Below are 26951 nucleotides of genomic sequence, written 5' to 3'. Positions count from 1 at the left end.
ATGGAAAAGATCAAAGTAAGACAGGCGGTAGTCGTAGAAGGAAAATATGACAAGATCGCTTTGAAAAATGTAATAGACGGAGTGATAATCACCACTGACGGTTTCGGCATTTACAGAAGTGAGGACAAGATAAAACTCATTCAGATGTACGCGAAAAGTGTCGGGCTTATCATTCTGACGGACTCGGATACTGCGGGTCAGCAGATACGCGGACGTATAAAAAGTCTTGTTGGTGACGCACAGATAATCAATGTGTACTGCCCTGTGATATTCGGCAAAGAACGCAGAAAAGAGCACGCTTCAAAAGAGGGTAAGCTTGGTGTCGAGGGTATGAGCGTGGAGATACTGAGAGAAGCTTTTGAAAAGGCAGGTCTTTCAGGAGATACCGATATAGTCCGTGAGCCTGTTACCAAGCAGGACATGATAGCACTGGGGCTTAACGGTTCGCCGAACAGTTCTGCTATGAGAGAAAAGGCGGCAGTGTCACTGGGATTGCCTGCAAAGCTGTCTTCAAATGCTTTACGTGATGCCGTCAGCACGATGATGGGCAGAGATTCATTCATAGAATATATCAATAAACTGAAAGGGGCGGAAAAATGAGCGATATCAGCTTTTTATATTTTTTTCTGCCCGTTTTTATGGGTATTTATCTGATAACACCAAAGGTTCTTAAAAGGCTTCTGGTAATACTTGCGGGAGCAGGAATTATTTTCTGGGCAGACCCTGTGGGACTGATACCAATGGGTGTCTGCATACTGAGCGGATATCTGTTCGGGATTTTCATACATAATTTCAGGGATAAGATATGGGGAAAGGTCTTTCTCGGGCTGGAGATCGCGATCAATGCGGCGGTATTCCTGCTGTTCCATCGCACAGCATTTGACGGCTCCGATCTTATGACGCTCCTCGGGCAGAGATCACTTGTAAAAAGTGCTGCTGCGATAGGTGCGTCGGTCATGCCGCTGCATTCGGTGGCATACTGCATTGATGTTTACAAAAAGAAGTATGTCTGCGAACACAAGTTCACTACAGTAGCAGAGTATATCGCATTCTTTCCGACATTCGGCGCGGGACCGATACTAAGCTTTGATAAGATGAAGCCTCAGTTTGAAGATCCCAAGCCCGGCTTTGCGAAATGCGCGGTTGGTGTCAGAATGCTGATGCTGGGTCTTATAATGAAGCTTTTCATTTCAAACGCCATGTATGATATGTGGCATGATGTAACAGACATACCTTTGAAGAGTATGCCTGTACCGGCTGCATGGCTTGGTGCTCTGGGATTTGCCATGTTCTTCTACTTTGAAGTCTGCGCTTTCTGCTGTATGGCATGTGGCATGGCCTCGCTGATGGGTGTAGAGCTGTGCTACAGTCTTCCCGTAACGATACAATCAAAGAGTTTCAGAGGGCTGTGCAGACACGCTAACCCTTCGCTTTATCACTGGTCAAGAAAATATATTTATAGAAAAATAAAACGTGATGATAACGGTTTTTCAGAATTTTTAGCTATAATGTTCTCGGTTATGCTGGCAGTGCTGTGGTATGGTGTTTCAATGAGGTCGGTTATGTTCGGGGCAGCGCTTATAGTAGTGCTGTGTTTTGAAAAGATACTGGAATGTCCGCTAAAAAAAACTGCCCGGCTTTGTCAGATACATTTTATTGTTGTTCCTGACACTGGTCATAATCCCTTTTATGGCTTTCTCCGAGCCTGCTGAGGCACTGCTGTACATATCGGCGATGTTCGGAAGCGGCGACAACACACTTGATACAGCTTCGAGCTATTTGTTCGGCAGCTACAGTGTGCCGATGATCATGGCGCTGGTTGTATCATTAGGCGCTTTCGGTTATCTGAAGAGGAAAAAGGTTTTTAACAATGAATATCTGACGACCATAATACAGCCCGTATGGGTCATAGCCCTGCTTATCATATGCACGGCATTCCTTGTTTCGGGCGATAACTGCATTTATATGTTCTAGGAGGTGTGCTGAGTGAAAAAGTTTTCAGATGCGATAACAGTTATAGCTTTTTTTGCGATACTCTTAATGTTTGCTGTCAGCACACTTTTCTTTCAGGGAAAGATATCGTTTGAGAACATATCAAAAAACAGTGATACTCCCAAGGAAGCCTGTACAGAATACGTTGTGCAGAATTTTCCTTTGAACTCAAACTGGCGCTCCATGTTCGGAAATCTGATGGGATTTGTGGGCAGAAAGCGTTTCGGTGATACATTCATAGCAGGGGATCGTCTTGTAAAGGTATCAGATAATCACGACGATGACAATACGATCGAGAATGTGGCATATATAAATGAACTTGCGGCAAACACTGAAAGTCCGATATACATGATGCTTGCACCTACAGCCGGAGGAGTATACAGTGCTGATCTTCCCGGACTGCTTGGGTGCGGAGATCAGCGGGAGAGGATCAATGATGCCTATATGCAGCTCGATAAGAGGATAATCTCCATCGATGCTTTTTACCCGCTCTATTCGGCACGTGATGAGTATGTCTATTATCGTACAGAAGATCTGTGGACAAGTTTCGGCGCATATTACGCTTACACCGAATCCGTCAGACAACTTGGTTTCCCCGCCGTATCTCTTGATAATTACGATCAGGAATATGCCGATGCAAACCTCACAGGAAGTCTGTATGACAAAGCGATGGTAGGAAGCATCGAGCCTGACAGGATAAATATTTTCAGGTCGAAGTATCAGAGTCCTGTGACTAAGGTCAGAATGTACGGAACATCCGATAGCAAAGAAGCCGAGTCGGTTTATTTCAGATCGGCACTTAAAAGCGGTAAAAAGACGGATATCTTTCTGCTGGGTAACAGGTACATAAGAACAGATGTATTCACAAACCTGAAAGACAGCCCTAAGCTGCTTATTATCAAGGGAAGTTACGCAAACACCATCGTGCCTTTCTATACTGCCCATTACAGCAGGATAACCATGGTAGATCCAAACAGGATGAAGCAGGCTGACATGAAACTTTCTGATGTTGTTGATCCCGATGACTACGATCAGATACTTGTTATATTTGATATTGACAGCTTTTCAAATGCAGCATATTTTGATACGCTGACCTGATACCATCAGATACGTACTATCCTGATTTTTTTAGTAACAGGCGGGAAATTATTTGCTGTGTCTTTACTTTTCTGCCAAGATGTGTTATAATATATCTGTATGATGTTTTAAGGGTATGTTTTGTGCTGAAAGGAAGTTTATTTATGGCAAATCTTTACAACAACCTCAACCTTATCGACCTTAATGATTACTCTGTTAGCTGGTGGGAAAATCTGCTGGACAGAGCCCACAAGATAATGGCTGATCCCTCTGCTTATGCTGAAAGCTGCAAGGGCAAGATAATGGGTACGCTGTTCTATGAACCGTCTACCAGAACGCAGATGTCTTTTCAGACTGCTATGCTAAGGCTGGGCGGAACTATAATCGGCTTTGACAACCCCGCGACTTCTTCAGTCGCTAAAGGCGAGAACATCAAGGATACCACAAAGATAGTTTCAGGCTATGCAGACATAATGGTAATGAGACACCCTGTTGCTGGTTCTGTAAAGGCAGCAGCATTGACAGCTGATTGTCCTGTTATAAATGCAGGAGACGGCGGACATCTTCATCCTACTCAAACTCTTACCGACCTGCTGACCTTGAAAGAGGAAAAAGGTTCACTTGAAGGACTTTGCATCGGTCTTTGCGGAGACCTTAAAAACGGCAGAACAGTACATTCGCTGATAAAGGCTATGTCCTGCTTCAAGGGAACCAGCTTTGTGCTGATATCAACTCCCGAGCTCGCTCTGCCGGCTTACATCAAAGATGTCCTTTCAGCAGGCGGTCATCTTTACAAGGAAGTATCTTCTCTTGATGATGCAGTCGGTATGCTGGATGTGCTTTATATGACCAGGATACAGCGCGAGAGATTTGCTAGTCCCGAGGAATATGAAAAGCAGAAAGGTCATTACATACTCGATAAAAAGAAGATGGCTAAGGCTAAGGACAGCATGATAGTTCTTCACCCGCTGCCCAGAGTTGATGAGATAGCTATCGAAGTTGATGATGACCCGAGAGCTATGTATTTCAAGCAGGCTAAGTACGGTATGTATATCCGAATGGCACTGATACTCACTATGCTCGAAGAGAACAGTATGAAGGTACCACTCATCACAGGTAAGGTCCATGAGCATCAGAAATGCTCGAACCCCTTGTGCATAACCCATAAGGAAACTTATCTGCCTCACTATTTCAGGGGCGACGGCACAATGCTTGAATGTGAATACTGTGACGAGAGAACACTGGTGGAATAAAAGTTTTCCGCCTATAACGGGGAGCAATGTCCATGTATAAAATGTCAGATGAAGAGTTTTACCAGGTATACGGTCGTATGCCGCGTAAAAATAAAAACAAGAAGAAAAAGGTCAAGGTATACTGGGGCAGGATAAGTATTGCGGCGGTCGTGCTTATCATTGCGATAGTTGGTATCGTCAAGATCGCTGGTGCTGTTTCGGGAAAGTCAAAAAAAGGCAATGATGCGAAGTCTGCTGTTACATCATCGGCTGATAAAAAAGGCGATGATTACTACGCAGCTCCTGAAAACAAGGAGAATGATGTAGTTTATGACGGTATCGAGCTGACAGTATGCATAGATGCCGCACACGGTGGTTTTGATAAAGGCACTTTAGGTGAAGATGACAGGCTTGAAAAGAATGATACCCTGAAGATCGCCGAAGCGCTGAAAGAATATCTTGAGAGCTGCGGTGTCAAGGTCATTATGACGAGGACAGATGACAGATATATCAGCGTTGAGGAAAGATGCAAGATCGCCAATGATAACGGTGCTGATCTGTTTGTTTCGATACACCGCAGCAGCTCTGAAATAGAGGGCAGCGATACCCACGGTTTTGAAGCATGGATACACACTTCAAAGCCCGAAGCAGACAAACTTTTCGCAGAGAAGATAATGGCTAGGTTGCAGGATGTCGGCATATCGGAAAACAGGGGAGTTCGTGCGGGATATCCCAATGATAACACCTCTAACTACAAGATAAATCAGCTTACAGTCATGCCCAGTGTTCTGCTGGATATGGGTTATCTTACAAGCAGTATCGATAATCAGCTTCTGGAAGCTAGTCTTGAACCTTATGCCAGGGCTATCGGAAATGCGATAATAAACGGTGCAAACGAATTGGGTGTTACCGATGAAAACGGTGCAAGATTGTTAGAAGGTCAGCTGTTATCCAACAAGCCGGCACCTGTTGAGAAACCGACAGAGACCGAAAGCGAACCCGACGAGAGCTCGGAGAGCGATGACAGCAGTCAGTCGGAATATACTGATGACACCGAATATCAATATGATGATTATCAGAGTTATAGCGACCCTGAAACTGAAACGGACGAAAGTGTTCTTACAGAGGACGGCATGGGTTACTACACTGACCCTATGATGACAGAATAATAATTTTCCTGTATCAAGGCAGATGCTTCGTGTGAAGTATCTGCCTTGATTTTTTATGCAGACAGTTTTTGCTGTCTGTTTTTTTTGTGATTTTTTAATCGAACAAATTTTCGTAAAGCTATTGACAATCGAACAAATGTATGATAGAATATAAATACAAACAAATGTGCGAAAAGGTGGTGAGCTTATGGAAAGGATATATGTGGCGATAGACCTTAAATCTTTTTATGCATCAGTAGAATGTGTTCAACGTGGACGTGACCCTCTGGATACTAATCTGGTCGTGGCTGACCCAACTCGTACAGAGAAAACTATCTGTCTGGCGGTTACACCGTCGTTGAAAGCTTACGGGATTTCGGGCAGGGCAAGACTTTTTGAAGTTGTGGAAAAGGTCAAGGGGATAAACAGTATCCGCAGGAACAAGCTTCAAAGCAGAGGATTTTCGGGAAGTTCGGATTCTGACAGGGAACTGAAAGCCGACCCGACACTGGAACTCAGCTATATCATCGCACCGCCGCATATGGCGAAGTATATGGAGGTAAGCGCGAAGATATACGGGATATATCTCAGGTATGTTGCACCGGAGGATATTTTTGCGTATTCGATAGACGAGGTATTTATTGATGCTACCGGTTATCTGGCGACATACGGTGTATCTCCCTGTGAATTTGCCGCTATGCTGGTGCGCGATGTTCTTTCGGAAACAAAGATAACCGCTACGGCGGGCATCGGTACTAATATGTACCTCTGCAAGGTAGCTATGGATATAGTTGCAAAGCATATACCTGCGGATAAGTACGGCGTGCGGATAGCTTATCTTGATGAAAAACTTTACCGTGAAAAGCTGTGGGAACATACACCGATAACAGATTTCTGGCGTGTCGGCGGAGGTATCGCAAAGCGTCTTGAAAAGCTGGGGATAAGGACTATGGGCGATATAGCAAGACATTCACTGGACAGATGGCGGATAGGCAATATTTACAGGGAGCTGGGAAAAAATGCGGAGCTTCTGATAGATCATGCATGGGGGATCGAGCCTACTACGATGGCTGATGTCAAGGCATACCGTCCCGAAACGAAAAGTCTCTCAGCGGGGCAGGTACTGCAAAAGCCCACGGAGTATAAGGACGCTCACATAATAATACGTGAGATGGCTGATGCTCTTTCCCTTGATCTGGCAGAAAAAAGGCTGGTAACAGATCAGCTGGTGCTGATGCTGGGTTATGACAGGGAAAGTCTTTCTGGCAGAAATTATGATGGCGAGGTAGTATGCGACCATTACGGTCGTGCGATACCGAAACATTCACGGGGTACTGTTAATCTCAGACGGCACACTGCATCTTCAAAGGAGATAACTGCGGCGGTTACAGAAGTTTTTGAGCGGATAGCTGACAGCAGACTTCTTTTCCGCAGGCTGAACATTGCCGCCTGCGATCTGATATACGAGGAAGAAGCCTCTGAATACGAGATGTGCGAACAGTTGGATATATTCACGATAGCTTCGACTCAGCAGGAGAGTGAGGAGCGCGAAAAAGCTTATCACAAAGAAAAAGCCATACAGCAGGCTATGCTGAAGATCAAGCACCGATATGGTAAGAACGCAGTGCTTCGGGGCTTCAATTACCTTGAAGGTGGCACTGCACGCGAGAGGAACGGAACTATCGGCGGACACAGGGCGTAAAAAGGTGATGATATGTTTCATGATTACAGTGATATAAAGGATATGGACCGACCCTATTATGACGATTTTCCGTGTATGTCAAGGCATGACCGTGCCGCACAGTTTGCGCCATTTGCGGCGTTGACCGGTTATGATGATGCGGTAAGTGAGACTGCACGGTACACGGACTGTCGGCATGTGCTTGACGAGGACGATATCAACAGGCTGAATTCTCAGCTTTGCAGGCTTATGGAAGAATTGTCCGAAAGACCCGAGATAATAGCTGTATACTTTCTGCCCGACAAACGAAAAGTGGGCGGAAGTTATAATGTAAAAAGGGGAGCAGTGCGCATCATCGACAGTTATGAAAATACTGTTGTTTTTACTGACGGCTCACGAATACCGATAGCCGATCTTTACAAATTAGAATTCAAGGAATAGAAAACGGAGCGTTCATTTGAATAACGCTCCGTTTTTTTCAGTATGTTTTTGCGGATAATCTCAAGCGGAAAGCATCGGTAAAAAGCGGCTTATCATAGAAATAACCCTGAATCCGATGGCAGTGCATATCTGTAAGGTTGCTGCGCTGTTCATCGGTCTCTACGCCCTCGGCAACTATCTCCACACCTAATTCCTCTGCCATATTTATTATATGGCGAAGAATGATATTCTCACGCTTTTCTGCATCACCTGTGAGTTCGGCAATAAAAGCCTTGTCGATCTTCAGAACATCCACAGAGATATTCTGGAGCATAAGCAATGAAGAATAGCCGATGCCAAAATCATCTATCGCCACAGTAAAACCGTTCTTATGAAGACCATTGACGTAGGTAAGAAGACGGTTTATCTCGTAAACATCTACAGTCTCAGTCATCTCGATCTCGATGAGATGATGATCGATGCCGTATTTATCGACTATTGCAATTATACGGTCAACAAGTTCATCATCGCCGAGATGATCATTAGAGAAGTTTACGGATACCGTAACAGGTTCAAGACCGTTATCCAACCAACTGCGCATATCACGGCAGGTCTGTTCAAGAACGTAGAAATCAAGTGCTGATATCAGATGTTCTTTTTCAAATATCTCAACGAAATCTCCCGGGTAGATCACTTTGCCGTCGTTGTTCCATCTGACTAAGGCTTCAGCACCGTAAAGGGTATTATTTTTGGTGTATACCTTAGGCTGATACAGCACATAGAACTCGTTCTTGTCGATAGCATTTTTGAACTTCTGGCAGAACTCCTTGTGTTCTATGACTTTGTGTTCAACGTCCTTATTATAATAGACAACGTTCGTACGTGAATAGCTTTTGGCGTAGTTGAGGCTAGTGGAAAGGTAGGATACTACATTATCAAAAGTCTGGTCAGGAGAATTCACCATGTATATACCTGCTCTTGCAGTTAGGGTGAACCTCATGGTTGCAGAATTGACTCTAGCCTTAACATCAATTCCACTGACCAGATTGGTCAGCTTGTCGATATTCGATTTTTTGAATATGATAATAAAATTATCTCCCCCGGGGCGGGCAACAAGTTCATCAGCGCCAAATATTTCTTTCAGCTTAGATGCATACTGTTTAATGACTTTTGTTCCTGTACGGAAGCCAACCTTTTTGTTTACATAGCTGAACCCGATTATATCCAGAAGTGCACAGCCGTACTGATGGAATATCCCGCGTCGTATAAGCTTGCTGACAAATCTGCCAAGACCATTGTTATTGCTGACACCTGTGACGGTATCGATATAATAATAGCTGTTTGCCATGGCATCCAGCCTTAATTTCTCAGACAGCGTGCAGGCAGTGGTGCTGATGAAATCAAGGTCTTCAAGATCTTCATCGTCCCATATTGTACCGCTGCTTATCCATGTAATGACAGTCCTTACGCCCGCTCTCCGCCTGCCTTCGTAGGTGAAGATCTGTTTGCCGACGATATCAACAGAATTATCGCCGTATAGATAGAAGATCTGCTTGTTGGACCTGAAAGGGATCTCCAGCATGATCGCCGCAGCACCGTAAACTTCGGCTATAGGCTTTACAGCTTCGCGAATGACCTCCTCATCAAACACAGACAGACCCTCAAGCATTTTGAAGGACTGCTTTATAAGTTTAAATTTTTCGTTCAAATTACCACCCCGATATTAATATCAAACAATAATACTTTATCGGTAACAAACCCAATCTTTAATACCATTATACAGGAAAGCACGTAAAAATCAAGTCTTATGTTAAAAGTTCTAAGAATGTCACAATGAGAAGCTTAATTTAGGCAAACTATTTTACTGTTCAGACAAAGAAATGTCATTGAAGCTGACTAATATTGGCAAATGTATAAATTTAAACATAGACTAATTAAAATTAAATTTAGTTAATAATTTGTTATATAAAGCAGACGATTAGCAAGTTAAGAGAAATTACAGTTTACAAAATGTTAAATTATGGAATTGAATAAACCACCAAACTGACCTTGAATAAAAAAAATAAATATGCTATAATAATTAACGAAGAATGAACCAAATATCTATGGATGGTGATATAATTGTCAGTTAAGATAAAAATATGCGGGCTTGTATCTGCCGAGGACGCTGTTAACGTTTCTGAAAGCGGAGCTGATATGGCAGGAATGGTGCTGTTTTTCCCGAAAAGCAAGAGAAACGTCAGCATCTCACAGGCAAAGGAGATAATGAGTGCGCTGTCAGATAACGTAAAAAAATATGCGGTGACGGTATCCCCGGATGCAGAGCAGGTCAGGGAGATAAGCGAAGCAGGATTTGATATACTTCAGGTGCACGGGAAACTTTCCGATGAAGCATATGAGGCTTCCGCTATACCGATAGTTAAAGCATTCAACGTGACGGATATCGATATGCTTGAAAAATATTCAAAGCTGGATAAGGTCTGCGGCTATGTTTTTGATGCTGCGGAGTACGGAAGCGGAAAATGTTTCGATTGGAAACTTCTGGACGATATTCCCCGCGATGGTAAAATGTTCATACTGGCAGGAGGACTTGATCCAGAAAATGTTTTTGATGCCGTAAGACGTGTAAGACCCGACTGTGTCGATGTTTCATCGGGAGTTGAGAAAGACGTTGGTATCGGAAAGGACAGAAACAAGATATTAGCCTTTGTAAAAAATGCACGAATGGCATAATTGAGTTTTGTAAAATGTTAATATCATGTTTCTGACAATTATGAAAATATTCCACCAAGAAAAATATTAAAATATTGTAGAGAATTTCGACAAATTGTATTGACATTTTAATTCGAATATTGTATAATATATAAGAGCGATAAAAACGGTGTCTGATGTATTTTCAAATAGCTGTTTTACAGCTTGATACCGGAATATGCATGGAAGGATTGATTAATTTGGCTAAGAAGAAGGAAGAAAGCACTAATGAAAAGATCGTTCGTTTGTATAAAGAGGGTTATAGTTTTGATGAAATATCAAGATCGATGAATAATATCCCAAAGGCGAACGTTATTGGTATAGTAGAGAAGTATTTTCCTGAGTATAAAAGCTATGTTCAGCCCAAGGTGGATCATTCTATTACCGAGGAAAATGAAAAAGGTCAGAAGGCTAAGTTCCCCGGTGTTGGATTTCTGAAAAGAAATTCCAAGAATGACGACCATCCTGTTAAGATAACAGTAAACCTTGACATGGACGACGAGGGATTTCTCGACAAGCATACAGAGGGCATAGCAAAGATGCTCAAAGATGGCAGAAGTGTAAACGATATCGCAGAATTTTTCAATAAGGACAAAGCTGATATCCTCGCGGTACGCGATGTCATGGACGAGCATTTCAGAAGGGTCGAAGCCCATAAAAAAGCTGAACCTGCTCCCGCTAAGACTTCTGATAATGAAGATAATAAGTTCAGTAATTTTGCAACAGGACTTGAAGGCGAACAGATCGCTAAGCCTGTAAGACCTAAATACACTCCGCCTGCGTATTCAAAGCGTGATGATCCCAAGCCTGTTTCTGCTTCTTACGGTCTTGTAAATAATGAGCCTGCAGCAGAAGAAAAGCCTGTGGAAGAACCGGTTCAGGCTGCAGAAGAGACAGTAAAGGCTGAGACATCCACAGAAACTATCGATGAGGCAGAGCTTCTCAGAAAGGTTGTTGAAGAAGCAAATCTTCCTCCTATCATTGAAAAAGAAGTTGAAGAGCATAAGGTCAGCCTGCTGCCTGACGATGACGATAACGAAAGCGGTGCACCCGCTGAAGATCACAAGGTAAGCCTTGTAGATAATGTGCCTGAAGATCCTGCTATGGATGAGATACTTGAGATCCCATCTATCGAATCGGTAAGCCTTGAAGAGCTTGAAAAGGAACTTGTAAAGGCACCTGAGCCAGTTGAAGATATCCCTGAGATCGGATATGAAAATAATACCGAGGAAGTTGTTTCCAAGGAAGTGAAGGAGGTTTATCCGGGCATGAGCGCATTGGAAAAGATGAAGCAGTTTGCACAGGAACAGATTGCGGCAAATAACAAGAAGATCGAGGAGCTGAAGTCTAAAAAGACTGATGCAGAGAACGATGCTTTCGATTGCAACACCAAGGTCGAAATGATGAAGAAGGAGATCGAGGAAATGCAGGCTAAACTGCTTGTTCTTATCGACGAGAAGGACAAGGCAGGCAAGGTAGTCAGCGATATCAATGAGGAGATCGAGGCTATCAACAAGGAGAATGCTGATTACGGTACATATCTGTAATATACCGGTTTCTTATAGCAAACTGAATTGTATTTCAGCGTCAGCATTCCGAATTATGCTAGCGCAGGAAATACTATAGTTATTGTACTAACAAAGCTCCGTCCCAATAAGGCGGAGCTTTTTGCTGAGGTGATGTTATGCTTGCGACGAAAGGGGTCTACAAATATCTGGCTGATATCGTTTTTCCAAACACCTGTGCTTTATGCGGAAAGGTGATAAAGTGGAACGGTCTTATGTGCGAGAAATGCGCAGGGGATATGCCCGAAACTTTTGAAGGTCTTATACATATCGAAAACACTGACGGTGCAGTAGGTGTATTTTATTACGAAAGCGATATAATCGGGTTGATATACAAGCTGAAACACGGTGATTCTGTGTTCAATTTTGCTGAGCTAAGCGCGGATATGATAGCTGATAAGCTTCGTGATCGAGGTATCTCCGAAAGTATCGATATTGTTACCGCTGTGCCGATGCATTTTTCAAAGAAGATGGTCAGAGGCAGAGATCAGGCGGAACTTTTAGCACGTTTTACCGCTGACAAGCTTGGCAAACCGACTGATTTCCATCTACTTAAAAGAAAAAAAGACAGCACCGAACAGCACAAGCTGGAACGTGATGAACGTCAGCTCCATGCGGAGGAGGTTTATACTGCTTTGTCAAAACATCGTGATATATCGGGAAAAACAGTGCTTATTTGTGACGATGTTATCACGACGGGTTCGACCATCAGAGCTTGTGCGGCACAGCTAAAGTCGATGGGAGCAAAGAAAGTGTACGCCTGCAGTGCGGCAGTATCCGCAGTATATAAAAAGAGCGGGGATTGTGATGATATTGTGCCGTAACCGAATGTATACGAAATCATACCATACTATACGACCGTATATTTTGGTATCTTTCTGATCAACGGTGATACCACATTATTTAATGCCAATACAAAAGCCGCAGTACTTTCGGTATGTTTGTAAGTACTGCGGTTATTAATTTTATATAGGTTCAGACACTTGCACCGAAATATACATCATACCAGATGAGGAATGTGAATACGGTCCAGATCTTTCTCGAGTAGTCATACTTCATTGCTCTGTGGTCGTCCAGCAGGGATACCAGTTCTGAAGTATTGAAGAATTTTTCTGCGACAGGAGAAGTGAAGCAGTCCTTTACTATACCGTAGTATTTATCTTCTCTGAGCCATACTCTGGTAGGTACAGGAAAGCCCAGCTTTTTCTTGTTTGCTGTCTGAGGCGGGCAGGCTTTGAGGGCTGCTATCCTCATGGCATACTTGGTATTCTCTTTGGTAACGCGGTATTTTGCAGGTATCTTTTCGGCGAGTTCCATGACTTTTCTGTCAAGGAAAGGAACTCTCAGTTCAAGGGAATGAGCCATGGACATTTTATCGGCTTTCAGCAGTATATCACCTGCCATCCAAAGGTGGAGATCGAGATACTGCATCTGAGTCACCTGATCCTGGTCGCGGACTTTATCGTAGTAAGGCTTGGTGACAGCCATAGCGTCGGGAGCGTTTGTTTTTATCTTCAGTATCTTTTTGCGCTCTTTTTCAGAGAAGATATAAGCATTTCCTATGAAGCGCTCGTCAAGGTCTTTTGAACCTCTTATCAGATAGTTGACGCCATGTTTGTGTGGCAGTTTTTCGGCGATAGCACCCACGCCTTTTCTGATAGGTCTGGGTATCTTGAAGTAGGAAGCCATATCAGCGGGGTTATGGTAGATATTGTATCCGCCGAATATTTCATCAGCACCCTCGCCCGAGAGAACAGCCTTTACCTGCTGAGATGCCAGCTGACACACAAAGAACAGCGCGATAGCCGCAGGGTCAGCAAGAGGCTCGTCCATATGGTATTGTATCTTTTTGAGATTGTCCCAGTATTCCTCGGGAGTGATGACCTTTGAGAAATTCTCTTTTCCGATGTACTTAGAGAACTCCTTGGCGTATCCTATCTCGTTGTACTTTTCGTCCTCGCCGAAGCCGACGGTAAAAGTCTTGTCAACATCAGCAACTGCCGCAACGTAGCTTGAATCAACGCCGCTTGAAAGGAAAGAACCAACCTCAACATCAGCAAATTTGTGAGCTTCCACCGAGTTTTTAAAAGTATCGGATATCTTCTCGACCCATGTTTCAAGGTCGGGGGCATTATCTGCATTGAATTTTACTTCCCAGTAACGGCGGATATTCAGCTTGCCGTCTTTGTAGGTAAAGCAGTGTGCAGGCAGAAGTTTCTTTACGTTCTTAAAGAATGTATCTTCGGTGGGAGAGTACTGGAATGTCAGATATGTTTCAAGAACATCGGTGTTCAGTTCCTTTTTAAAAGCGGGGTGGTCGAGGAAGCTTTTTATCTCGCTGCCCCACATAAAAGTGCCGTCCATCTGTGCATAATAGAAAGGCTTGATGCCGAAGAAATCTCTCGCACCGAAAAGCTCGCCTGTATTTTTATTGTATATAACGAAAGCGAACATACCGCGCAGTCTGTCCAGCAGTTTCTCGCCCCATTCTTCATAACCGTGGATCAGCACCTCGGAGTCAGTCTTAGTGTAGAAGCTGTGACCTGCAGCGATAAGTTCTTCTCTGAGTTCTTTGAAATTATATATCTCACCGTTGAAAGTCAGAACAAGTGACTTATCCTCATTGAAGATAGGCTGACTGCCAACATCACTGAGGTCGATTATAGAAAGTCTGCGAAATCCCATTGCAACGCCGTCATCGACATATTTGCCATCAGAATCGGGACCGCGGTGTTTTATCCTGTCCATCATCTTTCCGAGTACATCGGACGCATTATCAATACTGTTCGTAAATCCTACGATACCACACATAAATACCCTCGTTTCCCAGAATAAATCTGAATGATCATAAAGCGGATGGTATCTCCGCTGCAAATACAATTTATATTATACACCGCCTTGAATGTATTTGCAATAGGTATTTTGTAAAAATAAACAAAGTCAGATGCATAAAATTGTCTAAATAGCAGTCAATATCTGATTTTTAATGCCTTTTTGAATAATTTGCTTTAAACCCTTGCAAAATGAGAGAAGATAGTGTATAATAAATAATATAATAAACCATTAAGGTTTTTAAGGGGGATACGGGCATGAAGGAGAAAAAGAAGAAGTTTTTCAGACCGGATATCGCACTGCTTATAGGACTGCTCGCCATGCTCATATCTTTTGGGGCTTATATGGTAAACACAAGTCTTGAAGAAGTACTTGAAAAGGAATACGGTGCTCCGGTGGTCACTCATGATTACAGCAGCGAAAAGTAAATATTCCTTGATTTGATTTCTGATATGCGCCTTTGCTGTTAGGGTAAAGGTGCTTTTTTATGAATAAAAGGCTGTTCAAATACTGTCAGGCGATTTCACTTGTCAGAATATAAAAATTACAAATTGTAACCTTTTAAGATGAAGTTGTATTCTACATGTAATATGACATTTTTTGTTTAATGAACTTCAAATCAATAAAACGCCGAAAAAGTATGCTATATATGGCAAGCAATACTGCTTGTCACAGCTGATCGATGTATAAAACAGCACGTCGGGTCAGGATATTTGTCTTGCTATGATTTTCCAAAATGTAATTGTTTTGCACAAGAAACCAATTGAAGCGTTGTGCAAAATGTACAAATATCACACGTACTTTTTGGCATACACCTGCCTTGACTTTGGAAGGATATTACTATATACTAGAATACGAACGCATTTTGAATACTAGATATGGTGGTTGAATATTGTTCAACACTTTATTACAATAAAGTATGGAGGAAGTACCATGATCGTAAAAATAAAGAAGAGGGACGGCCGTACCGTTACTTTCAATATTGAAAAGATAGCTCAGGCTATCTACAAGGCAGCTCAGTCTGTCGGCGGAAGCGACTATGAGACCGCACTTGAACTTTCGGGAAGAGTAGTCGATATGCTGATGGCAAACAATATCTCGACTCCTACCGTTGAAGAGATACAGGACTGCGTTGAAAAGGTTCTTATCGAGGAGGGTCATGCGGCTACTGCAAAATCCTATATTCTTTATCGTTCCGAGAGAACTAAGGCGCGTGAGATGGATACCCGCCTTATGAAGGTGTATGAAGACCTCACTTTCAAGTCCGCAGAGGACAGCGACCTGAAGCGAGAGAATGCCAATATCGATGGCGATACCGCTATGGGTACCATGCTTAAATACGGTTCCGTTGGTGCCAAGGAATTCTATGAGATGTATGTTCTTGAAGAGGAACACGCCGAAGCTCACGAAAACGGCGATATCCATATCCATGATATGGACTTCTATACTCTCACCACTACCTGCACCCAGATAGATCTTACCAAGCTGTTCACAGGCGGATTTTCCACAGGTCATGGCTATCTGAGGACTCCTAATGATATCACCAGCTATGCGGCACTGGCTTGTATAGCTATACAGTCCAACCAGAACGACCAGCACGGCGGTCAGTCTATCCCTAAGTTTGATTATGATATGGCTGAGGGTGTCAAGAAGACATTCCGCCACCGTTACAGAGATAATATCCGCAGAGGACTATCTCTTCTGGCTGATGTACCCGATAATCCCGATATAGCTCAGAGATGTGCTGATTTTCTGGCTAAGAGGGGACTTACTCCTACGCTTGCAAACGATAACGGCTATATGGAGGAAGAAGCTCAGCTGCTGTCCTCATATGCCGATGCAAAGGTCGTTAAAAAGATTCAGAATTTCGCTTTCAAGTGTGCTGTAAAGGAGACTGACAGGGCTACCTATCAGGCAATGGAAGCACTGATACACAATCTCAATACCATGAATTCAAGAGCAGGTGCTCAGACACCTTTCAGCTCCATAAACTACGGTACTGATACCTCTATCGAGGGCAGGATGGTCATAAAGAATATCCTGCTTGCTGAGGAGGCAGGTCTCGGAAACGGTGAAACACCTATATTCCCGATACACATTTTTAAGGTCAAAGAGGGCGTTAACGTAAACCCAGAAGATCCGAACTATGATCTGTTCAAACTGGCGTGCAGAGTTTCGGCAAAGAGACTTTTCCCGAACTTCTCCTTTATCGATGCGCCTTTCAATCTTCAGTACTACAAAGAGGGCGATCCCAATACCGAGATTGCTTACATGGGCTGCCGTACAAGAGTTATCGGCAACGCTTACGACCCTGAAAGAGAGGTCGTTACAGGCAGAGGTAACCTCAGCTTTACTACCATCAATCTGCCGAGACTTGGCATTAAAGCACATTACAATATTGATCTTTTCTATCAGCTGCTTGATGAGAAACTTCAGCTTTGTATCGATCAGCTGATGCACAGATACAGGATACAGGCAAGCAAGAGAGTTAAGAACTATCCTTTCCTCATGGGACAGGGCGTCTGGATGGATTCGGAAAAGCTCTCCTACAATGACAGTGTTGGTGAAGTGCTCAAGCACGGCACACTTTCTGTTGGTTTCATAGGTCTTGCCGAGTGCCTTAAAGTTCTGACAGGCAAGCATCACGGCGAATCGGAAGAATCGCGTAAACTTGGTCTTGAGATAATCAAGCATATGCGCGAGCGCATGGATCAGGAAACTGCGGCTACAGGCATGAATTACTCACTGCTGGCTACACCTGCCGAGGGTCTTTCGGGACGTTTTGTAAAGATGGACAAGGAACTTTTCGGTGACATTCCGGGTGTTACGGACAGAGATTACTATACAAACTCCTTCCATGTACCTGTATACTATAAGATCAACGCTTTTGAAAAGCTTGCTATCGAAGCGCCTTATCACGAGCTGACCAACGCAGGTCATATCAGTTATGTTGAACTTGACGGCGATCCGCTGGGCAACCTGAGCGCCTTTGAAAAGATCGTAAGATACATGAAAGAGGTCGGCATAGGCTACGGCTCTATCAACCATCCTGTTGACAGAGACCCGGAGTGCGGATACACAGGTATAATCGGTGACCGCTGCCCGAGATGCGGCAGATCGGAAGCTGAGCACCGCAAGTCCACACATGAGAGGATACCTCGTATCAAGATCGACGCTGTGCCTGCTGAAACATCTGAAAAGAAGACCGCTAAGACCAAGAAGAAATAAGACTACCATCATCTCCTGTCCATCTCAATTGTACAGGAGATGATTTTGCGCATATATCGGAGGTTTATTATGGAGATCAGGATAGCCGGTCTGGCTGAGGAATCTATAGTTGACGGACCGGGTTTCAGGTTCACTGTGTTTACCCAGGGCTGCCCTCATCACTGCAAAGGCTGCCAGAACCCTCAGACCCACGATTTTGAGGGCGGCATGATCGATGACACGGATCGTATTTTTGATATGATAATCAAAGACCCTTTGCTTGACGGCGTCACTTTCAGCGGGGGAGAACCTTTCTGTCAGTGTTCCGCTCTTCTCTCACTGGCTGAAAAGATACGCGGATTCAAAGAACGCAGACTGAATATCATAAGTTATACAGGTTACACTTTTGAACAGCTTATTGAGCGAGGGAAGACCGAACCTGACTGCAAGGCTCTGCTTGAAAAGCTTGATTATCTGGTTGACGGAAGATTCGAGGAAGAAAAACGTTCTCTCGAGCTGAAATTCCGTGGAAGTTCAAATCAGCGTTTTATCGATGTTCAGCGCTCTCTGAAAGAGGGTAAAGCAGTTGAGGTCGATGATTCGTTGCTTTGAGTTATTAAGACAAGTGTTTATGCCATAGTATTCCTGATATTATTTCAGGGGTACTGTGGCATTATTATGTCATATCATTAAAAGTATGATATTATCGATTGCATATTATTACCACTATTATATATGGACATTTTTCAGCATCAGCCATTACGGATTATTGGATATGTTAATTTATCGAGTTTATTATAAATATAATTTAAAATAAACTAACATGATATGCAATGCCCGAAGTCTTTACTTTTGTTAAATAATGTGATATAATAAAAATTAGAATAGTGCGCATCGGAAAGGGTTGGGTATTATGAAATTTATATCATGGAACGTTAATGGATTCAGGGCTTGCCTGCAAAAGGGTTTCGGTGATTTTTTCACCGCTGCGGATGCTGATATCTTCTGTATGCAGGAGACTAAGATGCAGCCCGATCAGGCTGATTTTTCGCCCGAGGGGTATCATAAGTATTTCCATAGCGCGATCAAGAAAGGTTATTCGGGTACGGCGGTTTATACAAAGAAAGAACCGTTCGATGTTAAATTCGGGTTGAACGGCACTCATACAGATGAGGGCAGGGTTATCACCTGTGAATATGAGGATTTTTATTTTGTGTGCTGTTATGTACCGAATGCGCAGAACGAACTGAAGCGTATCGACTATCGTATGGAATTTGAGGACGATATGCGAGCCTATCTTTCGGAACTTGACAAGAAAAAACCTGTGGTATACTGCGGAGATCTCAATGTTGCTCACGAGGAGATAGACCTTAAAAATCCAAAGAGCAATGCGGGCAATGCAGGTTTCTCGGATCAGGAGCGCGGCAAATTCACGGAGCTTCTTGCGGCGGGATTTGCTGATACTTTCCGCAGACTTTATCCCGATGTTACGGGAGCTTATTCATGGTGGTCCTACAGGTTCAATGCGAGAAAGAACAACGCGGGGTGGCGTATCGACTATTTTGTAGTTTCAGAAAGGCTTATGGACAAGGTCAAGGATTCAAAGATACTAAAAGATATAGAAGGCAGCGATCATTGTCCTGTTGAATTGGATATAGAGTTTTAAGATTTTTCGGGGGGAGAAAAATGATACTTGTTACGGGTGATATCCATGGGTGCACGGATATTGGCAAGCTTTCCGCAAAGGCAAACCTTGTCCAGAAACTGATGACTAAGGAGGATTTTCTTATCATCGCGGGGGATTTTGGTCTGGTCTGGAATAACGATGCGGAAGATCTCTGGTGGCGGAAATGGCTGGATATGAAGCCATATACCACCCTTTTCATCGACGGCAATCACGAGAATTTCGATTTGCTTGAAACCTTTGAAGAAGTGGAATACTGCGGCGGAAAAGCTCACAGGATCGGGAACAGCATCTATCATCTGAAGCGGGGCGAAATGTTTGAATTGCAGGGAAAGAAATTTTTCACCATGGGTGGCGCTGAATCTCACGATAAGGAGTTCCGTGAATTAGGTACATCAATATGGGAGCAGGAGCTTCCCAGTGATGAAGAGTATGTTCACGCTCTGGCTACTCTTGAAAAAAATGATTGGAAAACAGACTATGTCCTGACCCATTGCGCACCCTCATCTATACAGCATGAGATAGCAGTGAAACTAGGTCTGAAGAACGAATATCCCGACAACAAGCTCAATGCATTTCTTGAAGATATAGGCAAAAAAATTGATTACAAGGCATGGTTCTCGGGACATTATCACACGGATATGACAAGTGAGATCGAACCAAGGTTCAACGTGCTTTTTAATAAAATAGTTAAGATCTGAATACAACAAACAAGGCTCGCTCCCGAACAGGAACGAGCCTTTATTTTTATACTATGGATTCAGTCTGTTAGGACCGCGGAAGATGAACATAGCTTCCTTGATGTGCAGACCAAGGAGCAGCATAGTCAGTCTGTCAACGCCGATACCAAAACCGCCGTGAGGAGGACAGCCATACTTGAAGAACTCAAGATAGAACTTAACATCCTCATCCAGACCCTTTTCTGCAGCCTGCTTCTTAAGAACTTCATATCTGTGCTCACGCTGTGCGCCGGTGGTGATCTCGACACCTCTCCAGATGAGGTCGTAGCCCATAGGAACGCCCTTTTCATCTCTCATATGATAGAACGCACGCTTCTCTGCATCAAAATCGGTAACAAAGAGGAACTCGTGGTTGTAGTGCTTCTTGACCCACTCATAGCTGAGCTTTTCAGCGTCGGTGGTGAGGTCGCCCTTTTCTTCCTCGGGTACCTTGTAGCCGAACTCTTCTTCGAGCGCCTTGTAAAGGTCTGCAAGCTTTACAACAGGGAAGGGAGTTTCGGGAACGATTATATCCTGACCGAAGAGTTCCTTGATCTCATCGCCGTACTTTTCCTTAACAGCGGAAAGACCTGCCTTGAGGAGCTGCTCCTCCATAGCCATAACATCTCTGTAATCGTTGATGTAGCTGAATTCAAGATCGAAACCTGTGAACTCGGTTGTGTGCTTACTTGTGTAGCTCTTTTCAGCTCTGAACACAGGTCCTACCTCAAAGATACGCTCAAAGCCGCTTGCCATTGCCATCTGCTTGTAGAACTGAGGGCTCTGTGCAAGGTATGCGTTTCTGTCGAAGTATTTTACCTCAAATACGCTGGAACCGCTCTCGGAAGCAGCACCTATCAGCTTTGGGGTGTGTATCTCGATGAAATTCTCGCCCAGCAGGAAATTTCTCATTGCATTTACCATAACGGTCTGTGCCTTGAACATCAGCTGGTTCTCATCGGTACGCAAGTCTATCCAACGGTAGTCGATACGCTGATCGATGCTTGAACGTTCAACAGCCTTTTTCTTCTTTGTAGCAGGGATCTCTTTTCTTGCTATTGGGATAGCGTCAGCGATGCTTTCGGGGATTATATCCTCGGGTATCATTTCCAGACCGCCCAGTTTTACGTAGTCATTCTCGAATACCTGACCGATAATGGTAACAACGGAATCGCCTGTCAGTGAATCGAGCTTTTCATTGAGCTCGGGGTGCTTCTCCTTTTCAACAGTTACCTGTAATTTGCCTGTAATGTCCTTAACGACGATAAAAGCCATAGCACGGGCATTTCTGTAATTCTCAACAAAGCCCTGGACCTTTATGGTCTCGCCAAGATGCTCTTTAACGTCTTTTATGTATGTTCTGTTCATTTAATAAATTCCTCCCGTTTCGGATAAGATTTTACATACTTATATATTATAACCCTTTTCGGGAAAAATGTCAACAGCGATATGAGTATATTTTATTTCAAAAAATAAATCTTTTTTGTAAAGCAGAACATATTTTCAGGTACGGTTATCGTAGGATAATTACTTGACTTTCAGAGTGATTTATGTTATCTTTATTAATATATTAATGAAGGAGGCAAAAACATGAAAATGAAAACAATAGCTGTTTTATCGGCACTGATGACAGTGATCCTGTCAGGGTGCGGAACAGGTGATAATAAAGAAGATGCAAGTTCAGCGGCACAAAGTAAGTCCGTTGATACACCGGTATCTTCCGAAGTGCTTGAAGTAACCGAAAGCGCTGTTGAAACAGAAGAATCGACAGTTGATATTCCTGAAGAACAGTTCACAGAGAGCGTTGAAGACCTTGCGCTTTTTACCGATAAAAGGGATATCAAGATTGGTGTCGATGACAGCGAGGTAATATTCGTTGCCCGCGATATCATTGACGCACAGAAAGTCGAGCTTATCGATGCTGATACAGCCCAAGTTATCGGCGTGATGCTGGATAATGGAGAATTTGAAAAGTCAGGCGATGATATAATGGGTGATGCGTGGTACAGCCTGCGTTATAAGTTAGATGATACTTTTCCCGCCGACCCAGACGTATCAGAGGACAGGAAATACCGTTTTTATGCTCGTTATATCGACGGTACTACCGAACACAGAACAAACACCGCGGAGATATTTGTTTACGAGAGCTTTACCGATAAAGAACTGAAAAAAATGGATTCTGCAAGAAACAAGATAAATGAACTGCAGGCGTCCGAAGACTTCAAGGCAATGGATACCGGAGGCAAAAAAGAGAAGATGCTTGAATGTCTCCGACAGCTTGAGGACGAGGGCATTGTCGATAAGGGAAGTATCCATGCAAGTGATGACAGCATAACATATTCTTCGTGTGAAATTCCTGTAGTAGTGATGCTTGAGCCAATGCCATGGCAGGTCGACAGCAGATACAGGTAGACTATTGCAAGTATAAATTGACAGAATAAAGGCATGAGTTTACCATAATACTCATGCCTTTATTTGTGTTTATATTCTGTTTCCGCAGACGGGACAAAATTTTGAATCCGTAGTCAGCCTGTTTCCACACTCGGTACAGAATTTTATCGTTTCAGCGGGCTGAGGTTGAGCCTGTGTCGGTGTGTACATCGGGCGGACTGGATCATATGACTGTCCGTAGGTACCGTTTTGCTGGGGCTGATATGTATTTTGCTGAGGTTGATATGTATTTTGAGTAGGATATCTGTACTGTCCGTTACTGTAAGGATTGACGTTATTAGGCTGCTGATAGGTGTTGTGCGGCTGATAGCCGTACTGACCGTTCTGTGTGTTTCCGTAAGGATAACCTCCCGGCTGCTGATAATTATTGTTTGCCTGCTGACCGTACTGCCATGCAACAGGCTGACCTGACATCGCATTCGGTTGGTATCCATTCGTATTTGTGGTATAGTTTGGTATAGTTTCTGTGGCTACAAATACGGCACCTTTCTCATTCGTTTTTCCGACCATATCCTGCAACTGACCGTTCAGGTGCTGGTAGTAATATTCACCGTATATGATGAGATCCTGTTTGCTTGCTTTATTGATGGTCTTAAACATCAGCACATATACAAATATCATAATACCGATAACTCCTGCGATAGCTACATATTCGAAGTTTTCGGGAGCATCAGTTGCTTTGGTTGCAAACAGAAGGAAGTCGAACATACCATGTACTACGACCGAAATAAGAAATGCGCGCCGCTGAGGATTTTTATTATTTACTGCATTTATTAGATTATTGTACTTTATGTATTTAGAGATACCGAAATTGTAACCCATTAAAATTCCTGTGAACGCATGGAGAGGAACTGAAAGTACCGCCCTGAAAAGCCCTGTCAGAGCACCATACTGCAATACATAAAGTACATTCTCCAGGGTAGCAAAACCAAGAGCTGCGGCTGCGCCATAAACTATGCCGTCATAGGTATGATCAAACTGTCTGTCATTAAAGATATTTCGCTTGAATGTGAAATATTTGCAGGCTTCCTCTGATGGACCGATAACGAACAGGCAAAGTATAAAAAATCCGGACATACTTGCTATTTTATCTGCGTCGGAACTATATGCAACAGCCACTATAACCGCACCAATAACTTCTAATATTGCAGCGATTATAGTTGATAGTGCACTCTTAATGAATACTTTAGTAACTCTTTTAAAGGGTTCTTTTTTTACAGTCGGTGTCTTTTTCAGCACCGCAGAAAAAATAATTATGGTAGGTATCAATGCGATACCAATAAGAGCTAATGTCAATCAAATTTCCTCCTTTATTTCAGTGAAGCAGCTGCTTCCTCAGAAGTTCTTATATAATGGAAAAGATACTGCTGCGCTATGCCCTCGTATCCTTTTGTACATTCAGGGAGACCATTGGGATACCAGTTTGCCATAACTCGTTTGACCCATACATCTATCGGAAAAGCTTCTGTACGATAAAATCCGAAGAGCAGTGCACATTCGGCAACCTTGGGGCCTACGCCTTTGATGGTCTGCAAAAGTTTACGAGCACATTCGATATCCATACTTCGTATCTTTTCGAGGTCTATGGTACCGCTTCGTATCTTCTGCACTGCGTCAACAAGGTATTTTGCCCTGAATCCCGCACGGAGATAAGCAAGGCTCTCCTCGGTCTCCTCGGTGAGTTCCTGCCATGCGGGATAGCCGCCGCAGTGTTCGCAAAGCCGTCCTATTATCCCTTTTATGCGGGGGATATTATTATTCTGGCTGATTATGAAAGAGGAAAGCGCCTCCCAGCTGTCCTGACGGAGTATTCGTATACCGCTTGCGTATCTGCAGGCTTTGGAGAGGGTCTCGTCCTCGGAAAAACGCCTTTTAAGTTCACTGTAATCAGTGGAAAGATCGAAATAATCTGCCCATAAAGAAAGAAAGTCTTCCTCGGTGGTATCGTGAAGCTTGAAAACATCAGCGCCGTTCTCACAGCTAATAACCAGTTTCTTATTTAAAAATGCTCCACTGTAGGTGTTTTCGTCAGTCTTTTCCCACCTGAACGCCTGACCGCAGTCAAGGGTCTGGTCAAGATCAAAATCAGCCTGACAGAGCAGTATATCTTTGCCGTCTATTTTGTAGTCCATTATGTTCACACTCCGTACTGCCATTCTATACAGTCGGGCAGTTTATAGTTTTCGCAGAATTGTCTTATGCAAGCAAAAGCGATTTCAATTGAAACAACAGCGTCCGCAGGGGCTGTCCATTCGATACCGCCGGGGTTAAATGTGACTTCGATGTTTTCATCACAGCGTGACATATACATATCGCCATCATCATCCCCGAAATAGTTCAGACAGGCATATCTGCGGTTGACGAGCACGGCAAGGGCAGGATAATCTGTACTATCTTCGCTTATCCATATCTCAGCCATTCCTTTTTCGGAAAGACTTAATATCAGCGAGATAACTTCATTGATATCGGAGAGAGTGATGTCACCTTTTTCGTAACTAATGCGCATAGCTTCACCTTTTATAAGACACTTGCAAATTTCATTAAAATACATTATACTATATTATGGAATATTTTTCAAGATATTTTTTGCTTATATGCGAAAGGAAGTTTTTTGATGAGAGAAAGTATACTTACCATACCCGTTACCGAAATATTCGAGCCGAAATGCGGCTGTCCGATATGCAGACTGCGCGATACTCTTGAACAGCGAACCATAGACTATATCATGGGTGCCGCCATGATGGAGCCCGATGTACGTATAGAAACTAATAAACAGGGCTTCTGCAAAACTCATTTCGAGCAGATGCGTGCCTGCAAGAACCGTCTTTCACTGGCGCTTATGCTGTCAACACATTTACAGTCACTCCAGAAGAATGTCCTTAAAAGGCAGAGCATCTTCGAGGGAAAGTCAGCCAAGCAGAAGCGTGTTTCCGCAGTGAATAACGATTGTTTCGTCTGCAATAAGATAGAGTGGGGAATGTCTCGGATAATGGTTACACTTTTCGAACTCTACGAACAGGAAAGCGAATTCCGTCAGCTGTTTGCCGAGCAGGAAATGCTTTGTCTGCCACATTATGATATGCTTGTCTCCGCCTGCGAGGATAAGATGAGCAAGAAGATACAGGCTGGTTTCAAGGAAGCCTGTGCTTCTCTGACAGAAAAATATCTGGCTGAACTTGAAAAAGATGTCACCCATTACTGCAATATGTACGACTACCGTAACAACGGAAGTGATGCCGACTGGGGCAATTCCAAGGATTCAATCGAGAGAGCGATAAAGTTTCTGACAACACGATAATTTCGTAACAGAATGTAATTTTTCTTTTAGCTTTCCAGCTGAATAAAAATACATAATATTGTACAGACTTTCAGAGATGAGTGTTATTTGCCCGACAGAGTAAAACGAGTACATTTTTATGGATATATAAGCCCGTAAATAGCCTAACAAATTAACACTCTCCGAAAATACCTGGAAATTAGGGAATACAGTTTTTATGCTTTGCCGAAATGTTGCGGCATTCATAGAATAGTAATAGTTTACGGCATAAATAAGAGTTTCTGAAGTCTTCGTTTTCACCTGATGTACATATTTTTGTCCTTGAGTATATTTTTCAACAAAATTAACCAATGTTGAAAACCTCGGAAATTTTCATGATTTTCAACCTTTTCAACAGCTTTTTCAACAGTTTTGGTTTGAAAATGTTGGAACATGAAATGAGTTTTCAACTTTTCAACAGCAAATTGTTGAGAAGTACATTCTATCGGACATTAATGTGAAAATCAATGGTAAGGAGATGTCTGAAAGGTGATAAAAGGCGTTAACAAGCAGATTATTGAAATTAAGTGTACGAACAATGAATATTTTGAAAGAGCACTTTTGTTCGTGAACTCAAACTGTGAACTATTTTCGGAAACCGAACCTAAGGTCGTGGCAGGTGAGTTTCTTCAAAAGCTGACTGATGAAATGGAAAGCAGAGAAAGCTGCTGTAAAAGTCACCATAGCAAAACCCTTAAAACACTTCCGGCTGTGCTCCTCGGCGCTGTAGTTATTTCGGTGATGGTAGTTGTTCTTTTGCTTTATGATAGCGCACATATTTTCTAAAAATCCTATATGCTATTTGTTTAAATTGCAAAAAATCCTCGGAAACTATTGGCTTTTGAGGATTTTTGTGCTATAATACGTAATAACTGT

The 26951-nt window shown here is 43.1% G+C and carries 25 protein-coding genes; 19 read left to right on the top strand and 6 right to left on the bottom strand.

The annotated features are described in order from the left end of the window. The 8 genes from N773_RS0104505 (at window position 1) to N773_RS0104475 (ending at window position 7571) form a co-directional block, all read left to right on the top strand. Complete coding sequence (locus N773_RS0104505; RefSeq protein WP_043537778.1) at window positions 1-600, top strand: toprim domain-containing protein; 600 nt, start codon at window positions 1-3, stop codon at window positions 598-600. After that, a complete protein-coding gene (locus N773_RS19710) occupies window positions 597-1712 on the top strand; it encodes an MBOAT family O-acyltransferase (protein WP_242840352.1) in 1116 nt (371 codons plus the stop codon). The genes N773_RS0104505 and N773_RS19710 overlap by 4 nt, the downstream gene beginning before the upstream one ends. Continuing rightward, a complete protein-coding gene (locus N773_RS22870) occupies window positions 1690-1974 on the top strand; it encodes a hypothetical protein (protein ID WP_242840351.1) in 285 nt (94 codons plus the stop codon). The genes N773_RS19710 and N773_RS22870 overlap by 23 nt, the downstream gene beginning before the upstream one ends. 12 nt (window positions 1975-1986) lie before the next feature. After that, entirely contained in the window at window positions 1987-3090 is a 1104-nt protein-coding gene (locus tag N773_RS0104495) for a DHHW family protein (protein ID WP_024856671.1), read from the top strand. A 143-nt stretch (window positions 3091-3233) separates the two neighbouring features. Further along, on the top strand, window positions 3234-4322 hold the full coding sequence (pyrB, locus tag N773_RS0104490) for an aspartate carbamoyltransferase (protein ID WP_024856670.1): 1089 nt from the start codon (window positions 3234-3236) through the stop codon (window positions 4320-4322). Between the two features lie 32 nt (window positions 4323-4354). Continuing rightward, window positions 4355-5470: an N-acetylmuramoyl-L-alanine amidase gene (locus N773_RS0104485; RefSeq protein WP_024856669.1), complete on the top strand. Its 1116-nt coding sequence runs from the start codon at window positions 4355-4357 to the stop codon at window positions 5468-5470. A 187-nt stretch (window positions 5471-5657) separates the two neighbouring features. Further along, the gene (locus N773_RS0104480; protein WP_024856668.1) at window positions 5658-7151 is read left to right on the top strand and encodes a DNA methylase; all 1494 of its coding nucleotides are present in this window, start codon (window positions 5658-5660) and stop codon (window positions 7149-7151) included. Between the two features lie 12 nt (window positions 7152-7163). Then, complete coding sequence (locus N773_RS0104475; RefSeq protein WP_024856667.1) at window positions 7164-7571, top strand: hypothetical protein; 408 nt, start codon at window positions 7164-7166, stop codon at window positions 7569-7571. A 37-nt stretch (window positions 7572-7608) separates the two neighbouring features. On the opposite strand, the gene N773_RS0104470 is transcribed toward N773_RS0104475, so the two are convergent. Continuing rightward, on the bottom strand, window positions 7609-9258 hold the full coding sequence (locus N773_RS0104470) for a putative bifunctional diguanylate cyclase/phosphodiesterase (RefSeq protein WP_024856666.1): 1650 nt from the start codon (window positions 9256-9258) through the stop codon (window positions 7609-7611). 413 nt (window positions 9259-9671) lie between these two features. On the opposite strand from N773_RS0104470, the gene N773_RS0104465 reads away from it, so the two are divergent. The 3 genes from N773_RS0104465 to N773_RS0104455 all read left to right on the top strand — a co-directional run bounded on the left by N773_RS0104465 (window position 9672) and on the right by N773_RS0104455 (window position 12690). Further along, window positions 9672-10283 (top strand): phosphoribosylanthranilate isomerase, encoded by a 612-nt coding sequence (locus N773_RS0104465; protein ID WP_024856665.1) that lies wholly within the window; start codon window positions 9672-9674, stop codon window positions 10281-10283. Between the two features lie 218 nt (window positions 10284-10501). Next, window positions 10502-11848, top strand: a complete 1347-nt coding sequence (locus tag N773_RS0104460; protein WP_024856664.1) for a hypothetical protein — start codon at window positions 10502-10504, stop codon at window positions 11846-11848. Window positions 11849-11985: 137 nt separating this feature from the next. Then, window positions 11986-12690 (top strand): ComF family protein, encoded by a 705-nt coding sequence (locus N773_RS0104455; protein ID WP_024856663.1) that lies wholly within the window; start codon window positions 11986-11988, stop codon window positions 12688-12690. Between the two features lie 151 nt (window positions 12691-12841). Here N773_RS0104455 and asnB read toward each other — a convergent pair whose 3' ends face one another. Then, a complete protein-coding gene (gene asnB / locus N773_RS0104450) occupies window positions 12842-14677 on the bottom strand; it encodes an asparagine synthase (glutamine-hydrolyzing) (protein ID WP_024856662.1) in 1836 nt (611 codons plus the stop codon). Window positions 14678-14955: 278 nt separating this feature from the next. On the opposite strand from asnB, the gene N773_RS22510 reads away from it, so the two are divergent. From N773_RS22510 to N773_RS0104425, 5 genes are all read left to right on the top strand, one after another. Beyond that, window positions 14956-15126 carry a hypothetical protein gene (locus N773_RS22510; RefSeq protein WP_196231599.1) on the top strand — a complete coding sequence of 57 codons (171 nt, stop codon included), beginning with the start codon at window positions 14956-14958 and terminating at the stop codon, window positions 15124-15126. A 505-nt stretch (window positions 15127-15631) separates the two neighbouring features. Then, a complete protein-coding gene (locus N773_RS0104440; protein WP_024856661.1) occupies window positions 15632-17926 on the top strand; it encodes an anaerobic ribonucleoside triphosphate reductase in 2295 nt (764 codons plus the stop codon). A gap of 69 nt (window positions 17927-17995) precedes the next feature. Beyond that, window positions 17996-18517 carry an anaerobic ribonucleoside-triphosphate reductase activating protein gene (gene nrdG, locus N773_RS0104435; RefSeq protein ID WP_024856660.1) on the top strand — a complete coding sequence of 174 codons (522 nt, stop codon included), beginning with the start codon at window positions 17996-17998 and terminating at the stop codon, window positions 18515-18517. A 301-nt stretch (window positions 18518-18818) separates the two neighbouring features. Next, entirely contained in the window at window positions 18819-19571 is a 753-nt protein-coding gene (locus N773_RS0104430; RefSeq protein ID WP_024856659.1) for an exodeoxyribonuclease III, read from the top strand. 20 nt (window positions 19572-19591) lie between these two features. Beyond that, window positions 19592-20290, top strand: coding sequence for a metallophosphoesterase family protein (locus N773_RS0104425; RefSeq protein ID WP_024856658.1), 699 nt, complete (start codon window positions 19592-19594; stop codon window positions 20288-20290). 51 nt (window positions 20291-20341) lie between these two features. Here N773_RS0104425 and aspS read toward each other — a convergent pair whose 3' ends face one another. Continuing rightward, window positions 20342-21676: an aspartate--tRNA(Asn) ligase gene (gene aspS / locus N773_RS0104420; protein WP_024856657.1), complete on the bottom strand. Its 1335-nt coding sequence runs from the start codon at window positions 21674-21676 to the stop codon at window positions 20342-20344. Between the two features lie 222 nt (window positions 21677-21898). Between aspS and N773_RS0104415 the strand changes: the two genes are divergently transcribed. After that, complete coding sequence (locus N773_RS0104415; protein WP_024856656.1) at window positions 21899-22720, top strand: hypothetical protein; 822 nt, start codon at window positions 21899-21901, stop codon at window positions 22718-22720. A gap of 69 nt (window positions 22721-22789) precedes the next feature. On the opposite strand, the gene N773_RS21045 is transcribed toward N773_RS0104415, so the two are convergent. The 3 genes from N773_RS21045 to N773_RS0104400 are packed head-to-tail and all read right to left on the bottom strand — an operon-like array spanning window position 22790 to window position 25310. Next, complete coding sequence (locus tag N773_RS21045) at window positions 22790-24055, bottom strand: PrsW family glutamic-type intramembrane protease (RefSeq protein WP_024856655.1); 1266 nt, start codon at window positions 24053-24055, stop codon at window positions 22790-22792. A 14-nt stretch (window positions 24056-24069) separates the two neighbouring features. Beyond that, window positions 24070-24891: a DNA-3-methyladenine glycosylase family protein gene (locus N773_RS0104405; RefSeq protein ID WP_024856654.1), complete on the bottom strand. Its 822-nt coding sequence runs from the start codon at window positions 24889-24891 to the stop codon at window positions 24070-24072. Window positions 24892-24896: 5 nt separating this feature from the next. Continuing rightward, window positions 24897-25310 carry an Imm1 family immunity protein gene (locus N773_RS0104400; RefSeq protein ID WP_080678297.1) on the bottom strand — a complete coding sequence of 138 codons (414 nt, stop codon included), beginning with the start codon at window positions 25308-25310 and terminating at the stop codon, window positions 24897-24899. Window positions 25311-25373: 63 nt separating this feature from the next. On the opposite strand from N773_RS0104400, the gene N773_RS0104395 reads away from it, so the two are divergent. After that, complete coding sequence (locus tag N773_RS0104395) at window positions 25374-26057, top strand: DUF6062 family protein (RefSeq protein ID WP_024856652.1); 684 nt, start codon at window positions 25374-25376, stop codon at window positions 26055-26057. Window positions 26058-26564: 507 nt separating this feature from the next. Further along, on the top strand, window positions 26565-26861 hold the full coding sequence (locus tag N773_RS0104390) for a hypothetical protein (RefSeq protein WP_024856651.1): 297 nt from the start codon (window positions 26565-26567) through the stop codon (window positions 26859-26861). The last annotated feature ends 90 nt before the right edge of the window (window positions 26862-26951 follow it).

This window comes from Ruminococcus albus AD2013 (assembly GCF_000526775.1).
GTDB lineage: Bacteria > Bacillota > Clostridia > Oscillospirales > Ruminococcaceae > Hominimerdicola > Hominimerdicola alba_A.
This window is presented reverse-complemented; position numbering and strand designations above follow the sequence as displayed.